This window comes from Candidatus Liberibacter sp. (assembly GCF_014048425.1).
GTDB lineage: Bacteria > Pseudomonadota > Alphaproteobacteria > Rhizobiales > Rhizobiaceae > Liberibacter.
This window is the reverse complement of record NZ_JACETX010000004.1, coordinates 22,899-41,651: the sequence shown is the minus strand read 5'-3', so window position 1 is coordinate 41,651 and position 18,753 is coordinate 22,899. Positions and strand designations below refer to the sequence as shown.

The following is an 18,753-nucleotide window of genomic DNA, read 5'->3' as shown; positions in this document are numbered from 1 at the left end:
CTTAGTATATATATTGTTAAGTCTATAAAATCAATTTTAACTGAGTAAATTTGAGCAATATTAATGATTTTTCGACGAAAAATTTTTAAAAACAACGCTATTTTAAGAAAATTTTTCATATTCATCCTTTACTTGTAGCTCATAGAGAAACTCTCTTTAAGAGCTTATGTATAAAAATTCTTGAATATCAAACATTATTTTTTATGGATAAAAATATTTGTTCGACGATGAAATTTTTTAAAAAAAACCTTTCTCTTTTCAATAAAAAGTCCCTAGCTAGAATCTTTTCTGAAATAAAAATTTCCCCCAATCCAAAATATAAAACGCTCTGACTTCTCGTATGGATCACCTACTTTACATTATATTTTAAAAGAAAGGTGAAAGAGTATGAGTTGCTACGAGAAAGTCTAGGCAGGTAATTCTATGCATTTTTAAAAGATTAAGAACCTTACAACAAATAGAACAAAGATGAGATATATATGGAAAGATTATCGCAAATCAAATATCGCCATAATAGCACTGACTTAATATAAACATATTAAAGACTAAATTAAAAATCTGGGCGATCTTCCCCTGAACAAAGAGATTGACAAAATCCATAGAGAAATGAAGCTAAAAATGTTTTTGCAAAGCAAGAATTATATAAAAATATTTTTAAAAAAAATAAAATTAAAGCTAACTCGCAAATCAAAAAAATCCTACAAAGAATGGTTGTCTAAATTTGATAATGTATCCCAAAAATCACAAAACATTATGCAAAAGGAAATCTCACGATGGAATAAAAAACCTCTTATCTCTGTCATTATGCCCGTATATAAGGTCAAAATAGATTGGCTAAGAATGGCTATAGAATCTGTGCGAAATCAAATTTATCCTCATTGGGAACTGTGCATTGCTGAAGACAACTCCAATGATCAAAGTATTATCTCATTGCTCAAAGAGTATACGAAGAAAGATTCTCGTATCAAAGTCGTTTTTCGAGAAAGTAGAGGACAAATCTCAGTTGCCTCTAATAGTGCAGTAGAATTGGCAAAGGGTGAATGGTTTGCTTTGTTAGATCACGATGATCTACTTCATCCAACAGCGCTATTTCATATTGCTTTAGAAATTAATTCCAATATAAACGCCAAAATCATCTATTCTGACGAAGATAAAATAAGCGAAAACGGTAAGAAACGATTTTCTCCTTATTTCAAATATGACTTCAATATCGATCTTTTCTATGCACACAATATGATTTCCCACCTAGGAGTATATAAAGCAGATCTTTTCAAAGAAATTGGAGGATTCCGAGAAGGATTCGAAGGCGCGCAAGACTATGATCTTGCATTACGATTTTTAGACAAAATTAATCCTGCCCAGATCATACATATACCACTGGTTCTTTATCATTGGCGTAGTCATGATGATAGCACATCCAAGTCCTTAGATAATAAGAATTACGCTGTGACTGCAGGCAAACGTGCCTTAAATGATCACTTTCAGCGCAATGATATAGTAGCAAAATCAGAATTCTCTACCGTCGGATACCGTACCCATTATAGTATTCCCAAGCCTGTCCCACTCGTAAGTATTATTATCCCGTTTCAAAATCATGTTTCTATTCTAGAAAATTGCTTGCAAAGCATTTATGCAAAAACCACATACCCTAATTATGAGATAATCCTTATTGACAATAACTCATATGAATTAGAAACCCTCTCCTATATGAAAAGAATCAAGAAAAAGTATAAAAACCTTCAAATTATACATGATCAAACACAACCTTTTAACTATTCAAAAATTAATAACAGCGCCATAAAAACCGCTAAAGGAGACTTCTTTTGCTTTTTAAACAATGATACTGAAGTTATTACCGGAGAATGGTTATATGAAATGATGGGAATAGCTATTCAGCCAAAGGTTGGATCCGTCGGTGCATGCTTATGGTATTATAACAATACTTTACAACATGGCGGTATAGTCATCGGAATGGGAGGTATAGCAGGTCATAAAAACCTAAAAGCTCCCAAAGGTACTAGTCAATATTTTGGATTAAACAAAGTTATACATTCAGTAAGCGCCGTGACGGGAGCTTGTATGCTCACGAGCAAACAGATTTTTACAACCTTTGGTGGTTTCGATGAGAACAATCTAGCTGTCGCATTTAATGATGTAGATTTTTGTCTTAGAATCTCGGAAGCAGGATATCGAAGCGTTTGGACACCTTATGCGGAGCTATACCATCATGAATCACACACGCGCGGCTTGGACAATACACCAGAAAAAAAACTAAGATTTCATAAAGAAATAAAATATATGGCACAACGCTGGAAACATATTATACGCAAAGATCCAAATTATAATCCTAATTTATCTTTGGAATCGCACTATCATGAATTAGCTTGGCCTCCTCGTCTGAATCCACTATCAGAAATATGCAAAAGAGACTAATATTTCGTCTCTTTCAGAGAAGATCTGCAAGAATCTGGGAACTGTGCATTTTTCGATATGATCCATTTTCTTTCTGAAGCAAAGACATCGGATCTCCTTCTTCGGAAACTGTTCCTTTCTCTATAACAATAATGTGATCAGCTTGCGCGATTGTCGATATCCTATGCGCAATCACTATCACAGTGCGCCCCTGCATCAAACGCATCATCGATTCGCGAATGAGAAATTCAGCATGGGTATCAAGAGCACTGGTCGCTTCATCCATGACGAGGATCTGACCATTATGGAGCATAGCACGTGCAATGGCTATACGCTGTTTTTGCCCTCCAGAAATACCATTACCATTCTCTCCTATATCGGTATCATATCCTTGAGGTAAATTCATAATAAAATCATGTGCATTCGCAGCCTTGGAAACTTCTATAAGCTCGTCCTCTGTTGCCATTGGACGACCAATAAGAATATTATGCCGCACCGTTCCAGAAAACAAAAAAACATCCTGTCCAACGTATGAAATACAGGTTCGCAGGGAAGAAAAAGTTAAATCACGAATATCAATACCATCAATCTCAATCACACCAGATGATGGATCATACATACGCATAAGCAAATTAATAATCGTCGATTTACCACTTCCTGAAGGTCCTATTAAAGCTGTCGTTTTGCCTGCATGAAAACATATATTGATTCCTGCAAGAACCGGATGCTCTTTTTTATAAGAAAAATCAACATCACGGAATACAACTTTTCCTGCTCCAGAAAGCATATGCCTTGCATGAGGACTTTCCTTTATCGCAATAGGATGATTGAGAAGATTAAACATGAAACGAACTCCAATCATACCTCCTTCCAAGCTAATACGCGTGCGAGCAATACGCTTTGCTGGTTCATAAGCCATGAGTAATGCTGTTACGAAAGACATGATCTCACCGGGGGTATTTTCTTGTTTTGCAATAAAAAAACCAGATAAAATAATGACCCCTGCTATGACCAATCCCGAAATGGTTTCCATAATTGGACTCGTTGCAGATTCTAACATAGCTATACTATTAGAGCGATCTTCAACTTCTTTTATTGCACTATACATTTGCTGGCACATAATCTCTTCCATTGCAAAAGCCTTTACAACCCGAATTCCTACAACAGTATCCTGAAGAGTTTGAATAATCTTCTCAAGGGCAAGAATCCCCTGTGCCATGAGATGACGTACTTTTTTAACCAGCAAACGAATACCCAAAAGACATAAAGGACCAACTAAAAGTGAAAATAAGGACAATAGAGGATGTTGAATAACCATCACTATCATCAACCCAAATAGAGACAAAGAATCCCTTATAAAAGACGTAACGAGCGTATCAATAACACCTCGCACTGCCTGCGCAGCATGAATAAAGCGAACTTGCAACTGTGACGAATGATTGCTGTCATAGAAGTAAAGGTCGTGCTGCAAAAGACGGCTATAGATTTTTCGTTGCTGTTCAGCAACAATAGAATTACCCGCGCAGCTTAAGTAATAATTTTGTATAAAAGATGCGATTCCCTTTATGAGAAATATCACTGCTACCGTAGCAGAAACAAAAGAAATACGAGTGATATCACGGGAAACAATTTCATTGATGACATCACGCATAATCCACGCACTCAATGCCGTCATTGTAGCAACAACTACCATCGCGAAAATAGATACGGCATACCATCTTACATGCTTATAAAAATTCTTTTTTACGAAAAACAATAGAATTTCTCTATCAGAAATGGATAACACAGAAAAATCTTTCCCAAAGGATATATACGAACGACTTAATGCAATATTTTTTATAAAATATATTAAAATAAAACACCTTTTTAAACCCACCGCAGCAGTGAGTGCAACAATATAGTGTTTTCGGAAAATTGGTCATTATACCCAAAGAATACAGAGATATTATCCGATATCTTGTATTCCAAACCAGCACCTGTAAAAAAGGCTTTAAAATTTTTGTCGGCGAATTTTACTCCTCAAACTGCGTGATATAAATCATAAAAAACTGAAAATACTTCATAAATCTCAACTTATTGTTTTTCAACAAAACGATCATACATCGTAGAAAAATGCTATCAAAACCACACCATGGAAAAATATATACCGAAAAAAATCATTTTAAATCTTCAACTGAACTCATATATATCCCATATCCCCAATGCAAAAAGTCTGAATAATATGACTATTAAACCTATGGAATATATCACTTTTTCTTATCTCTTACCGATCTTTTCTTCTCAATCCTCGCAATCCAAAAATTTATCTTACAGTATAATATGATGCCCTATCCCATATCAGCCCCCAAGAAGTTTTAAAAACGTTGTCACCAGAAATATTTCTTGTTTTAATTCTTACCAAAATCTGCATGTCACTCAAAGATGACACTTCTCTGAAAAAGGGAAAATAGAATATAAATGTCCAAAAAACTTCTCACATCAAAGATATATTGCCCTTTCCATCGTAGAAGCCAATCACTTTTCATGATATTTCTTTTTCTCGTCCAGAGAAATCTCTCTCGTATAGCAAGAGATCAAATACATATTTTTTATAAATATCAGAATGTTTAATAAAAAGAAAACCGATCGCTTTTCACTTATGCACGTTTTATTACCTCATCGAATAAGCTTGACTAGTCCACGAGAAGAAAATCTATCCTTGATATCCCCTACCAATTTATTACTTATCAACTGAGCCTGTTTCTCTATTTCCTCTTTTGTATAAGCCTCGTAATAATCATCCTGAAATGTAGCACATAATTTTCCTATTTTAGCGGCCATTGGGTGAGGAGAAATTCCCATAACAATAATTCGCACAGTACCTTCAGCAGGAGAATTTTCAGTTAAAGGAGTAAAATCAGGATTCTTACGATTCTCTGACATTAAATGACAGAGATGTTCGATTTTCTTTATAAAACGCTCGCTATGATGATAGTAATCAGGAATCGGCTTATTGCGAAGTATCATAATATGATAATTATCTATCAATCTCATAGGATCGTGGAGCCTCTCTTTTCCTGTCAAAGTAACATTTGTTCTTGCAAGAGAATCCTCTATATTGGGAAAATCGTCTTCTGCCCGTACAGATATCAATGAAGTAGCACTTGATATACCGCGCGTTCCATGCTGCATCCATGTTAAAATCTTCGTATCCATACCAAATTCTGAAACACCTGCGTAAACATGTTTATCAACATCAGGAATATCTTGTTTCAGCGAACGTGCAAGTTGTTTTAAAAAAAATTTCACGCCGTCTACTGAATATATTGCATCTTTTATCTTGTTTTTGTCTTGCGATGTCCATTCAGCATTTGTAACATCCGCATGTATTGAAATTGCTAAATCATCTATGTGTTTGGAGAGTGAAGACTGATTAAATGTATTCACAACGCTATCTGTAGAAATGACAATAGATTTCATCCCTAATGCTTTTAATCCAAAAGACAATCCACTAAGTGGCATCTCATATGATGGCCGAAATAATAACTTATATCCTTTTTCTGATTGATTCTTGTCTAACGACACTTCTGCTGTTTGACTCATTTTGAGTGCTAAATCTGGAATAAATTTAACATTCTGTGCAATTTCTAATTTAAAAATCTTACGACTATAATCAATAGTATCATCAATTTTCTTTGATATTACTGAAACCTGAGTAGATCCATCCTCTAGGATTAGGTTCTCAAAATATTCCATACTGGTAAGAGCGGCTATATCTCCAGCTTCTTGCAGACATGATTTATAATACATGATTCTCACGGCATCAAACGCTAATCCTGTCAACATCATAATACATAGAATGCTACATGCCGTAATAATGGCAAAATTTCCCGTTTTACATAAAATTATACTTTTTAAAAATCTCTTATTTCTCAACTTACTCAGTAAACACAAAATATTTCCTTCTTCATTCAAAATAGACAGCTAGAATAGAATAAAATAAATAAGTTAAGTATGAATTGTTGTGATACAAGTGATTTTAACCTCTAAAATAGTCTATAAAATCGTATGGTTTTTTCTTTTCACAAGAATTAGAATAGCATCACTATTAGGAAATATATTTTTTACGCATATCAAGAACCACAAGTTTGAGTTAGCCAAATGTCTAATTATATTTTGACTGTTACCTGTCCCTCAAGACGAGGAATCGTTGCTGAAATTGCCGGATACTTATCCAAAAAACATTGCAACATCTCAGATTCATCTCAATTCGATGATTCAGATACTCAGAGATTTTTTATGAGGGTCAGCTTTACCCCAGAAGAAGATAGCCACTTAGAAGAAGTTCACAAAGATTTTAAGGATATTGCCAAGAAATTTTCAATGGAGTTTTTTATTCGGAATACGAGAGATTTCACAAGAACCATCATAATGGTTTCGCGTTTTAGCCATTGCCTTCATGATCTATTATATCGATGGCATACTGGCACTCTCCTCATGGATATTACCGGTGTAGTATCTAATCACTTGGATCATCAAAAACTAGTCGAAAGCTACGGTATTCCCTTTTACTATATCCCTATAACACCACAGAATAAAAAAGATTCTGAAAAAAAATTAACAAAAATAATAGAAAAAACCGACACAGAATTGCTTATCTTAGCACGCTATATGCAGATTCTTTCTGATGAATTTTGCACAAAAATGCTGGGATGTATTATCAATATACATCACTCATTCCTACCTTGTTTCAAAGGAGCGAATCCCTATAAACAAGCTTTCGAATATGGCGTAAAACTCATTGGTGCCACTGCTCACTACGTGACACCCACACTCGATGAAGGTCCTATCATCGAGCAAGATACCATACGCGTCTCACACACACAAAACATTACAGATTACATTTCAATAGGAAAAGATGTGGAAGCACAAGTACTCGCACGCGCCGTGCACGCACACATAAATCACCGTGTCTTCCTTAATAACAAAAAAACCGTTGTGCTCCCTGCCAGTCCCGGGTCCTATTCCTCTAGATAAAAACCCTTAATCTGCATGGATTTTCATCATAGTTTTTCCTGTAATAATCCTTTTATAAAACCACTTATACCACGGTCAATACGCTGCCGACGTATTCGTTCTGATTCAATCACTGACCTCAACGTCCTTAAAGAAGTTTCTAAACTATCATTGATAATAACATAGTCATAGTTGTTCCATTTTTTTATCTCTGTATAGGCATTACATAATCGTAGCTCAACGGATTTTTGACTTTCCTGAGTTTTTTTTGCACGATGACATAACCGAGAATGAAGCTCTCGCATCGTTGGTGGCAAAATAAAACACGAAACGATATCTGACTTCATATTCTTCCGAAGTTGAAATGTTCCCTGCCAATCAATATCAAAGAGCATATCCCTTCCTCGGGATATATTGTTCTCTATGGGATCCCGCAACGTACCATAAAAATGACCATGTACTTTCGCCCATTCTATAAAAGCATTAGAATCCCGCAACTTCTCAAATTGCTCTAGGCTCAAAAAATGATAATCTTTTCCGTCCACTTCGTTTGGACGCCGACTGCGAGTCGTAGCACTCACCGATATATCAAAATTCTTATCAGATCGAAGAATACTGTCGGCTATTGTAGATTTTCCAACTCCGGAAGGTGAAGAAATAACCAACATCATCCCTCGTCGATTGACAAATATAGACGAGGAATTATCCAAACTCATAGAACACTCCATATCTCAACCTATTGTAAAAAATAATTTGCTATTACTCCAAAAAATATCATAACCATGAATCATAAGCTTATAGGAAGTCGAAATCTAACTTATAAAAACAATTCACAACAAATCGCAAATCAATTCCTCCGCTTTATTAACCCTGTAAAGTGGCAGAAATCATAAATATCATAAGCACGTTCGTGTATACTGTATAATAGAATATTGGATTTAAAATCAATTATTTCATAGTATAAAATGGATAAATTTATAAAATTATCATTAAAATACACTAAAAACAAAGATTTAATTTCCCCGGATCCTAAATAAGACATCGTGGATATGCCTACATATTCTTAATTGCAATCCCGCAACTTTTACTTAGGCTTTTTCACAATACCATCAGTAAACCCAAAAAAGCGTATATCTTGTCGTCGCTTTCTCTGGTATTTTCGTACTCCTTGAAAAGCTCTTGTCCTGCTTTAACAATAGTTAAGATTGTCTTTAAATAAAACGTCTATTGGTAGCTCAGTTAAAAAGAAAAGAAAGATGGTTATCTTAACAAATGCGACTATTTCTCAAAAAAAGGAAATATACCACTCTATTGAGAGGAAAATTACTGTTTTTACTACAGTAAATATAAACTTTTTGAGATTTCCAATAGGTACAATATAGAAAGATCGGAAATCTATCCCACGTTCTCTCTTTAAATTGCTTTCAATAGAAAACAAAATATCCAAAAGCCTCCAGGAGAATTTTCGTTTTAACAAGAGTCACTGCGTTTAAAAAAATCTTGATGAATTTCTTCCCATGGATACATCTGATATAGACGTGACTATGCTCATTGATTATTTGTTGTGGTCATGATTGTCAGTCTGGACTCCGGAGAAGGAAACAATGAATAGTTTTTGAACTTTTTATGCTGAACAAGATTTGTATCACTATTCATAAACCTAAGGATTTTAGTTTACGATGCAATGCCGAACGTTCCATACCCACAAATTCTGCAGTACGAGAAATATTGCCGCTAAACCTGTTTATCTGTGCCGTCAGGTAATTCTTCTCGAAAATCTCTCTCGCTTCACGCAAGGATAAATTCATGATTTGCTGATTCTCTTCTATAGAAGCTGTTGGTAGAAATCTACTAAGATCAGCTGGCAACATATCTGTAGTAATCTCTGATTCTGGATCTTCGTCGCGCGTTAAAACAAGGATCTTTTCCAGATGATTTCTTAATTCGCGAACGTTTCCAGGCCAATCATAAGCTTGCAAAATCGCCATGGCATCGTTACTAATACGACGCGGACGAATTCCCAATCTAAAACAAATTTGATTTATTAAACTCTCTACCAGTAGAGGGATATCTTCTCTTCTTTCCACAAGACTCGGAACCCGAATTGGTACCACTGCTAAACGGTAGTAAAGATCTTCTCTCAGCAATCCTTTTGCAATATGGTCATGTGGATTTACTGCCGTAGATGAGATAATACGCACATCTACTGTAATATTCTTTAATCCACCTACACGTTTAAATTTCTTTTGAACAAGTGTCCGTAAAATTTTTTCTTGTATATCACGTGGCATATATACAATTTCATCAATATAGAGAGTCCCTTGATGTGCTTCTTCTAAAGAACCAATTTTTTGTGCTTTTCCTAACGTATCTTCCTTTCCAAACAAAGCACTTTCTATGCGATCAGAAGTTATATCAGCAGCTTTTAAAACAACAAAGGGACCCTTGATTCTTGCTGATTTTTTATGAATAAGACGTGCAACAAGCTCCTTACCCGCACCCGACAAACCATAAATCAGAATACGACTATTCGTTAAAGCCACCCGATCTATCGCTTGACGCAACTGCGAAATAACCCCTGAAATTCCTATAAGTTCTTCTTCTCCACCAATTTTTTTCTTTAACTCATAGACCTCACGTTTAAGATGTGAGTTTTCAATTGCTCTATATATTGTGTGCAAGAGTCTGTCTGTTTTAAAAGGCTTTTCTATAAAATCAAAAGCCCCATGTTTTATAGATGAAACTGCCGCTTCAATATCCCCATGACCAAAAATCATCACTACAGGAATATCTGCATAATTTTCTTTAATGTTATCCAGTAAGGATAAACCACCTTCTAAAGAACCATTTATCAAAATATTCAATAAAATCAATTGTGGCAAACGATTAGCAATTTCTATAAGAGCGCTATCCGAATTATGCGCAGTGCGAATCATATATCCCTCATCATTGAGTATCCGAGAAATCGTATCCCGGATATCTTTTTCAGCATCAATGATAAGAATATCAAATGTCATCAGTAAATTTTCCATTGTCACGAGTAATACAGTCTCCGAGATCAAACCTATGGAAAAGAAAAATGCACATTATAACGACCCATAACCATAATCCTTAGAAATATTTTTCAATTCAAGTTATCATCCATAGTCTTCCACTATATTTTTGACAATCAATAGACCTTATGCTGATCTTTTTAAGTAGAAAAGAGAATTCGCCTTGGCATTTAAAGACTCAGCTTGCATTTTGTGTATGTTATTAATTTAAAAAAGAAAACCAAACCTAGAAATGAAATGAAAAATTGCAATATCCTATTAAAAAAAGTTTATATAAAATATGAGTAATCCTTGGAAATCTTTCGAAAATGCTTCAAACGTATTGAGTAAAATAAATATTTCTCAATATATAAAAATAGATTTTCAGTATCGGATTGATTTATAATAGGCGAAATGCACGTGATATAAAAAACATACCTTGGTTCTGCTCTTATCGATTTATAGTTAAAGTACTATTAGAGATAGCTGTCCGCTAAAATTTGGATATAATCCTGATTGCATAAAGGGAACTACAATCCCATTTAATACAACACGGAAATAATAAATGAAATTAGATTCGCCTTCATCCAAAACCAAGAAGAAGTTTTTTCTGTCTCTTATTATCAGCACCATAATGATGAGAATCTATTCTTTTCCATCATATGCCAAGGAAGAAGACATTAGTAACATTCATGCAACACCTAAAACATCTAGATTTCCTGTCGATTTTTCTAAGGGTAATAAATTTCTCACTCCGCAAAAAATCTCTTTCGAAGCACGATTAACTGAACATGAAAAACCAATACGCAATGGAATATTATGGAATGTATTCGATGTTTCTCTGAACAAAAAAGGGGAATTATCACCTATCACAAAAATTTCAGGAGGAGGACAGATCAATCTTCAACTGCTCCCAGGAAATTATCTCGTGAGTGCTTCTTTCGGTCACTCTGGCACTGTCCAAAAATTGAATGTACCCCAAACAGGTCAAGTCAAAAAACAAGTATTAATACTTAATGCAGGAGGAATACGTTTATATAGCGCTTACAAACCCAATAAAATTATTACGGACGATGAGCTAAATTTTGCTATTCATACCTTACAAGAGGATCCTAATCAAAAAACCCTGATGATCGTTAATAAAGTGAATTCTGGAACACTCGTACGGTTAAATGCCGCTAATTATCAAGTTACTTCCCATTATGGAAATTATAATGCAATGGTAAGCACTATCGTTAAGGTAGAAGCAGGAAAACTTCTTGATATAACCATTCAAAATCGAGCAGCTAAAATAACATTCAAACTTGTATCCGAAGAAGGTGGAGAAGCCATCGCTAATACCTCATGGTCAATATCAACACCCAGCGGTGATATAGTTGGCGACAGTGCGGGAGCCTTTCCTTCTATGATCCTCTCTGAAGGAGATTACGTCGTCTTTGCCCGCAATAAAGATAAAACTTACTCTCGAGATTTTTCAGTTGTTTCTGGAGAAAATACGTTAGTCGAAGTTCTCATGCGATAAATTTGAATGATACTCCGCACTTGTTCAAAATATCACCCTGTCGAAAGTTTTCCAAACTAGCATATTAACTTTCCTCTGAGGCTAATGGAGAGACCCATTCTATTCAAAATTGAAAAAGATCTTTAACCGTTTCTATTCGAAATTTAGCATTGAAGATCAAAAATGAAAATGACAACCCACATAATCAAGAACCTAAAAATGCATGCCTTAACTCGCCTTTTACTCCTGATACATTGATTAAATATCCTCAAAAAGGAAAACCTTAAACACTTATAAAATTTCTGTTGCCCGTTCCTAATCTCTCCAGAGAGATCTCCTTTTTCTCATAACCTTCTGTGAATAATACAAAAAATACAAAAAACTGAACAAATTGATTGGGATATTCATCCAAAAATCCTTTTCTTTTCTCCTTTTAGCCTATTGTATTAGGATTTTATTCTCCTTCAACAGTCTTTTCGTACATAAATCCACGATAATCTCATTTTGGCAAAGAAAATATCTGCAATATAATTGAAAAAAAACCAATAGCATTCCTTCATCAATCTTATCGTAATATCAGCCTCTCTGTTTGCATTCATAAGCAAAAAGACATATAATCGCTCCCGTTCATGATGGCTTTATTAACTAACATTCCAGTTATTGAGAAACAAGGAAACACAGAGAAACAATGACCATTATTACTCGCACTGAAAAAGATAGCTTCGGCATGATCGAAGTAGAAAAAAATCGTTATTGGGGCGCTCAAGCACAACGTTCTCTCGAAAATTTCAAAATTGGTGAAGAAAAACAGCCCCTCGCCATCATACGTGCGCTCGGAATCATAAAAAAAGCCGCAGCACATGTTAATATAGAGCTAGGAAAACTTGATCCTAAGATTGGACATGCAATTATCGAAGCTGCTGAGGAAGTTATAACTGGAAAGTTAGATGATCACTTTCCTTTAGTTGTCTGGCAAACTGGTTCTGGCACACAGTCAAATATGAATGTTAACGAAGTCATTGCTAATCGTGCGATAGAGCTCTTGGGAGGAGTTGTCGGTTCAAAAGATCCTGTTCATCCTAACGATCATGTCAATTTGAGCCAGTCATCAAACGATACCTATCCAACAGCGATGCATATCGCCTGTGTAGAGCAAATAGTCCACCGTTTATTGCCATCTCTACGATATTTCCAAAAGTCCTTGGTAAAAAAAGTAGATGAGTTTCAGGATATTATAAAAATTGGACGCACCCATACCCAGGATGCCACCCCCTTGACGCTGGGACAAGAATTTTCAGGTTATGCTACACAAGTAAAAAAATCCATTGAACGCATCGAAATTACCTTGAACGGACTTTATGAACTTGCACAAGGAGGAACAGCTGTAGGAACAGGTCTTAATTCTCCTATTGGATTTGCCGAAAAGATTGCACAAAATATAAGGGATATTACCGGATTACCGTTTATAACTGCTCCCAACAAATTTGAGGCACTCGCTGCACACGATGCAATCACTTTCTGTCATGGAGCAATCAACTCAACGGCTACCGCTATCTTTAAAATATCCAACGATATTCGTTTCTTAGGATCAGGTCCACGTGCTGGTCTTGGAGAGCTGGCATTACCTGAAAACGAGCCGGGATCTTCTATAATGCCAGGGAAAATCAATCCAACCCAGTGTGAAGCCTTGACTCAAGTTTGTGCACATATTTTTGGAAATCATTTTGCCATTACTTTTGCTAATAGCCAAGGACATTTTGAATTAAATGTTTACAAACCCATGATTGCTTATAATTTTCTACAGTCTATACAGCTTTTAAGTGATTCTGTTATGTCATTTACCTCTAATTGCATGACTGGTCTTCAGGCACGTAAAGAAAATATCGCAGCTTCACTTAACCGTTCTTTGATGCTTGTCACTGCACTAGCGCCTAAAATAGGATATGACAACGCTGCGACTATCGCAAAGGCGGCTCATAAAAATGGAACAAGTCTCAGAGAAGAAGCTATCGCCTGTGGTTTCATCTCTGCTGAAGAATATGATAGAATCGTTAGGCCTGAAAAGATGATTCATCCTGGTTAAAGCGGAAAATTAATATAAGAAAAGATGAGACAACAAGATCTAGTACGAGACCCCATCAAAGATGGTTCGTTTACATTAATTTTTCTATAAAAAGAAAATTAATTGCGCTCATTATAAAGAAATTATACGCCTCGTATTAAGAAAATCATATAAAATTTTAACAATCAATTTCCCAAAATTGGGAAAGATCTTCAAGACACGCAAACGATTTTTTTGGAAAAACTCAAGACTCGTGACGAAATTGTCCTGACGACTTTCCAACGTAAACATATCCACAGAAAATATAATCCTCTTGTTATAAAAAAGAAAATCGACTACGTCATTTTTACTATAATTTTTTTATCAATAAGTATTCTATATCAATTAGATAGTTCTCAATGACGTTATTTTACAAAAGAAATATCTTTTTGAAATACGGAAAAACCTACTCTGAAAACAACAATCCTCCCTATTTAGCATATCTACCTTCTTTCTAAAAGATCATTATCTTAAAAAGCCCATCAATAACAAAATTCCCAAGAGAAAAAGAATGCTTACCTATCGTATAATCCTATTCTATCGCAGTCAAAACGACCTAAAAGCGCAATAAAAATAGATTATGACCATGCTCTTCTTGAAAAAAAAAGATCTGTTATATGCCGTCTTTCTTGCTTAAAAATTCTTCTATCACTTCAATAACTCTTGCAGCGTTCTTACCATCAGGTCCACCAGATTGAGCCATGTCAGGACGTCCCCCTCCTCCCTTACCTCCTAGGATTGTCGATGCCAAACGAACAAGGTCAACAGCATTAAACCGATCAACTAGATCTGACGTAACAGAAACAACAACAGAAGCTTTTCCTTCTTCTGAAACAGAAACCAGTACAATAATTCCAGACTTTATCTTTTTTCGAGCTCTATCAATTAATCCTTTGATATCTTTGGGACTAACATCAGAAACCACCTGGCCTATAAAATTGATCTCCGAAATTCTTCGAAGAGATAAATTATTGTCATTAAATATCGATTTTCTCTGAGCAATAGAAAGCTGAAGTTTACGTCGCTCTTCCCAAATTTCTTCCGTGCGTTTTAAAACATCAAATGGCTGCACCTTAAGAAACATTGCAAGCGATTTTACTGTTTCATCTTGCTCAACCAAGTAAGCACGTGCTGCCCTTCCTGCGACAGCCTCAATACGACGAACACCTGCACTAACCGAACTTTCAGAGATAATACGCAGTAGCATAATTTCTCCTGTAAAAGAAACATGAGTACCACCACACAATTCAGAAGAATGAACTTCTGCAGTTTTGGATTCTATAGAAACAACTCGAACCTTCTCCCCGTATTTTTCACCAAATAAAGCCGTAGATCCCGATTTTATCGCAGCATCTATACCCATAATTCTTGTTGTAACAGGAAGATTGTGAGCGATAATATCGTTGACCATATCCTCAATAGATTTTATCTCATCACCGGCTATTGGTTTTGAATGGACTATGTCAAAACGCAATCTCTCTGGAATAATACGCGATCCCTTTTGCACGACATGAGAACCAAGCATTTCACGCAATGCCCAATGTAATAAATGCGTCGCTGAATGATGAACGCTTAACTCGTGACGATTTTCGATATCTACTTCTAGCGTAATAGGCATACCTGTTTGCAACAAACCATCTTCAACTACGGCACGATGAACAAATAACCCCTCTTTTTTCTGTGTATCAATAACCCGAAGATGAACTCCTATGCCAGTTATACTACCAATATCTCCTATTTGACCTCCAGATTCAGCATAAAAGGGTGTTTTATTCACTACGATCTGAACTTCTTGCCCTTTTGTCGCCTTTTCAATGACTTTATTCCTCTCTACTATGGCTTGCACCACAGCATCATGGACATCATTGGTCTTATAACCCACAAATTGAGTCACACCGTATTCTTCCTTAATCATAAACCAAATTTTTTCTGTTGCCTTTTCTCCAAAATTAAGACGATGCGACCGTGCTTTAGCCCGTTGTGCCTCCATAGATTGATCAAAACGCACAATATCCACGCCACCTAAACCACGCGCTTGCAAAATATCCTGCATAAGATCTAAAGGGAAACCGTGCGTATCGTATAACTTAAAAGCAACATCTCCATCGAGAACTTCATTTTTCTCCAAATGCGCCGATACTTCATCCAATAAAGGAAGTCCACGATTCAATGTTTTAAGAAATCGCATCTCTTCCAACTGAAGCGTATCTGAAATAAGTAATTGTGCTCGGATTAATTCAGGATATGCAGATCCCATCTCTTTAAAAAGAGTTGGCAAAAGACGATATATAAGGGGTTCCGTAGCTCCTAATAATTGGGCATGACACATAGCACGACGCATAATACGCCGTAAAACATACCCGCGCCCTTCATTTGCCGGCAACACACCATCTGCAACTAAAAACGCAGATGATCGCAGATGATCGACAATGACACGATGATTTAATACCTTTTTCCCTCGATATTCTACTCCCGTTTCCTGCTCGGAAGCGAATATGAGAGTTCTAAATGTATCTATGTCGTAATTATCTTCTTTTCCCTGTAAAACAGCAGCAATACGCTCCAATCCCATCCCAGTATCGATCGATGGATTTGGTAAGGCAATACGCTCTTGCTTGCTTATCTGCTCAAACTGCATAAAAACGAGATTCCAGATCTCTACATAACGACCACCATTTTCATCCGAAGATCCTGGCAATCCTCCTGGAATATTCTCTCCTCGATCAAAAAAAATTTCAGAACAGGGACCACATGGACCTGTATCCGCCATTGACCAAAAATTATCGCTGCCGTTAATCCGAATAATTCTATCAGTGGATAAACCTGAAATCTTTCTCCAGAGCTTAAAAGCATCTTCGTCATCGTGATAAACTGTCACTACAATTCGACGACGATCAATATTGAATTCCCTGGTAAGGAGATCCCAAGCGAGACTAATAGCACGTTCCTTAAAATAACCACTAAAAGAAAAATTGCCTAACATCTCAAAAAAAGTGTGGTGTCGATTCGTGCGGCCAACGTTATCAAGGTCGTTATGCTTGCCACCAGCACGGATACATTTCTGTACCGTTGCAGCCGTTTGATACGCACACTGTTCTTGTCCCGTAAAAATATTTTTGAACTGAACCATACCCGCATTGGTAAACATCAATGTTGGATCATTGTGTGGAACAAGTGGAGAAGACGCTATGATCTCATGTCCATTTTTTTGAAAGAATTCAAGAAATGTCTTTCGAATACTATTTAAACCGCTCATCGGCCAGAGCTTTCAGCTAATATCTAAAGAACTACTATTCTCTAGATTACCACACTAATTCTATATGCAATTCATCCAAATTCTCAAAACATCTTCGCGACGACAATCCTGATCAAATTAAAGATTTATTGAACCTTGGCATCCTCATAATTCTTATTAGAATCCGCAACAACATCCGGCAAAAGGAGACTATCCGCAACAAATCCAGCGTTTTGACGCAACAATGCTTCTATATCATTTGCTATTTCAACATTTTCTCGTAAAAATGTCTTCGCATTTTCACGCCCCTGACCCAAACGTTGACTTTTATATGAAAACCATGCCCCTGATTTTTCAACGATAGAAGCCTTTACACCCAAATCAATCAACTCACCAACACGAGAAATACCCTCTCCATACATAATATCGAATTCCACCTGTTTAAATGGAGGAGCCATCTTGTTTTTAACAACCTTTACGCGCGTTTGATTTCCAGTGATCTCATCTCGATCCTTAATAGCACCTATACGACGAATATCCAGACGGATAGAGGCATAAAATTTAAGAGCATTACCTCCTGTTGTTGTTTCAGGAGAACCAAACATAACACCTATTTTCATCCGTATCTGATTAATGAAAACCAAGATACAATTAGAGCGCGAAATAGATGCAGTAAGCTTCCGTAGCGCTTGACTCATCAATCGTGCCTGCATTCCGGGTAGACTTTCACCCATATCACCTTCAATTTCAGCTCTCGGAGTCAGCGCTGCGACGGAATCCACTACCAAAACATCAACGCTTCCCGATCGAATCAGCGTATCTGTAATTTCCAATGCTTGTTCACCAGTATCTGGCTGAGAAACAAGCAAATTCTTAAGATCAACTCCTAACTTTCTAGCATAGATAGCGTCAAATGCATGTTCCGCATCAATAAAGGCACAAACTCCCCCTTTTTTCTGAGCTTGTGCAATTGTGTGAAGAGCTAACGTCGTCTTTCCAGAACTTTCTGGTCCATAAATCTCGGTAATACGACCTTTCGGCAAACCACCAATACCTAACGCGATATCCAATCCTAAAGAACCACTAGGAATAATCTCAACCTCGCCAACAATATTACCCTTAGAGCCAAGTTTCATAATTGACCCTTTACCAAACGAACGTTCTATCTGCGATAACGCCGCCTCTAATGCCTTACTCTTATCCACAACATCAATTCCCTATCTAATAAAAAAAAGCCTGATATTATTAATTTCCCTAAAACAATCTAAGGGATCTCCTAGAACAACTTTCTATCACTACAAATGCCTGGGAAAAAGGAAAATCATCGCTCATTGTCAAATGAACAATTTGTTTTATTCCCATACGAAAAGAGACAACAGCTTCTCGCAAGCTCCTCCCAATATCAAACATACATGGGCTTTCCGCTTGGAAGATGAATAACTAACCATCTTTCAAAGAAACACCTTGTTCATTCCCT

Annotated in this window: 11 protein-coding genes; 4 read left to right on the top strand and 7 right to left on the bottom strand. The window is 36.3% G+C overall.

Going from position 1 to position 18,753, the window contains the following annotated elements; all coding sequences use genetic code 11:
• Positions 1 to 606: 606 nt before the first annotated feature.
• On the top strand, positions 607 to 2,433 hold the full coding sequence (locus H0G72_RS01105) for a glycosyltransferase family 2 protein (RefSeq protein ID WP_182016763.1): 1,827 nt from the start codon (positions 607 to 609) through the stop codon (positions 2,431 to 2,433).
• A gap of 13 nt (positions 2,434 to 2,446) precedes the next feature.
• On the opposite strand, the gene H0G72_RS01100 is transcribed toward H0G72_RS01105, so the two are convergent.
• Together H0G72_RS01100 and H0G72_RS01095 are read right to left on the bottom strand one after the other, a co-directional pair.
• Complete coding sequence (locus tag H0G72_RS01100; protein WP_310649469.1) at positions 2,447 to 4,198, bottom strand: ABC transporter ATP-binding protein; 1,752 nt, start codon at positions 4,196 to 4,198, stop codon at positions 2,447 to 2,449.
• A gap of 869 nt (positions 4,199 to 5,067) precedes the next feature.
• Positions 5,068 to 6,240: a hypothetical protein gene (locus tag H0G72_RS01095; protein WP_182016761.1), complete on the bottom strand. Its 1,173-nt coding sequence runs from the start codon at positions 6,238 to 6,240 to the stop codon at positions 5,068 to 5,070.
• A 312-nt stretch (positions 6,241 to 6,552) separates the two neighbouring features.
• Between H0G72_RS01095 and purU the strand changes: the two genes are divergently transcribed.
• The gene (purU, locus tag H0G72_RS01090) at positions 6,553 to 7,428 is read left to right on the top strand and encodes a formyltetrahydrofolate deformylase (protein WP_182016759.1); all 876 of its coding nucleotides are present in this window, start codon (positions 6,553 to 6,555) and stop codon (positions 7,426 to 7,428) included.
• Between the two features lie 26 nt (positions 7,429 to 7,454).
• Here the strand turns inward: purU and gmk are convergent, their stop codons facing one another.
• Complete coding sequence (gene gmk, locus H0G72_RS01085) at positions 7,455 to 8,123, bottom strand: guanylate kinase (protein WP_182016757.1); 669 nt, start codon at positions 8,121 to 8,123, stop codon at positions 7,455 to 7,457.
• Positions 8,124 to 9,059: 936 nt separating this feature from the next.
• Positions 9,060 to 10,424 carry a nitrogen assimilation response regulator NtrX gene (gene ntrX, locus H0G72_RS01080; RefSeq protein ID WP_182016755.1) on the bottom strand — a complete coding sequence of 455 codons (1,365 nt, stop codon included), beginning with the start codon at positions 10,422 to 10,424 and terminating at the stop codon, positions 9,060 to 9,062.
• Between the two features lie 580 nt (positions 10,425 to 11,004).
• Here ntrX and H0G72_RS01075 point away from each other — a divergent pair.
• Positions 11,005 to 11,961, top strand: a complete 957-nt coding sequence (locus H0G72_RS01075; protein WP_259345078.1) for a hypothetical protein — start codon at positions 11,005 to 11,007, stop codon at positions 11,959 to 11,961.
• 667 nt (positions 11,962 to 12,628) lie between these two features.
• A complete protein-coding gene (gene fumC / locus H0G72_RS01070; RefSeq protein ID WP_182016753.1) occupies positions 12,629 to 14,023 on the top strand; it encodes a class II fumarate hydratase in 1,395 nt (464 codons plus the stop codon).
• Positions 14,024 to 14,654: 631 nt separating this feature from the next.
• Here fumC and alaS read toward each other — a convergent pair.
• The 3 genes from alaS to H0G72_RS06110 form a co-directional block, all read right to left on the bottom strand.
• Positions 14,655 to 17,297: an alanine--tRNA ligase gene (alaS, locus tag H0G72_RS01065; RefSeq protein WP_182016751.1), complete on the bottom strand. Its 2,643-nt coding sequence runs from the start codon at positions 17,295 to 17,297 to the stop codon at positions 14,655 to 14,657.
• Positions 17,298 to 17,422: 125 nt separating this feature from the next.
• Entirely contained in the window at positions 17,423 to 18,481 is a 1,059-nt protein-coding gene (recA, locus tag H0G72_RS01060; protein ID WP_182016749.1) for a recombinase RecA, read from the bottom strand.
• 49 nt (positions 18,482 to 18,530) lie between these two features.
• Positions 18,531 to 18,686 carry a hypothetical protein gene (locus tag H0G72_RS06110; RefSeq protein ID WP_220456071.1) on the bottom strand — a complete coding sequence of 52 codons (156 nt, stop codon included), beginning with the start codon at positions 18,684 to 18,686 and terminating at the stop codon, positions 18,531 to 18,533.
• Positions 18,687 to 18,753: the final 67 nt, after the last annotated feature.

Bases quoted from the DNA above. Each gene is read 5' to 3' on its own strand.
- purU (WP_182016759.1), top strand. From the start codon at position 6,553: ATGTCTAATTATATTTTGACTGTTACCTGTCCCTCAAGACGAGGAATC.
- H0G72_RS01075 (WP_259345078.1), top strand. From the start codon at position 11,005: ATGAAATTAGATTCGCCTTCATCCAAAACCAAGAAGAAGTTTTTTCTG.
- H0G72_RS01095 (WP_182016761.1), bottom strand. From the start codon at position 6,240: ATGATGTTGACAGGATTAGCGTTTGATGCCGTGAGAATCATGTATTAT.
- fumC (WP_182016753.1), top strand. From the start codon at position 12,629: ATGACCATTATTACTCGCACTGAAAAAGATAGCTTCGGCATGATCGAA.
- gmk (WP_182016757.1), bottom strand. From the start codon at position 8,123: ATGAGTTTGGATAATTCCTCGTCTATATTTGTCAATCGACGAGGGATG.
- H0G72_RS01105 (WP_182016763.1), top strand. From the start codon at position 607: ATGAAGCTAAAAATGTTTTTGCAAAGCAAGAATTATATAAAAATATTT.
- ntrX (WP_182016755.1), bottom strand. From the start codon at position 10,424: ATGACATTTGATATTCTTATCATTGATGCTGAAAAAGATATCCGGGAT.
- alaS (WP_182016751.1), bottom strand. From the start codon at position 17,297: ATGAGCGGTTTAAATAGTATTCGAAAGACATTTCTTGAATTCTTTCAA.
- H0G72_RS06110 (WP_220456071.1), bottom strand. From the start codon at position 18,686: ATGTTTGATATTGGGAGGAGCTTGCGAGAAGCTGTTGTCTCTTTTCGT.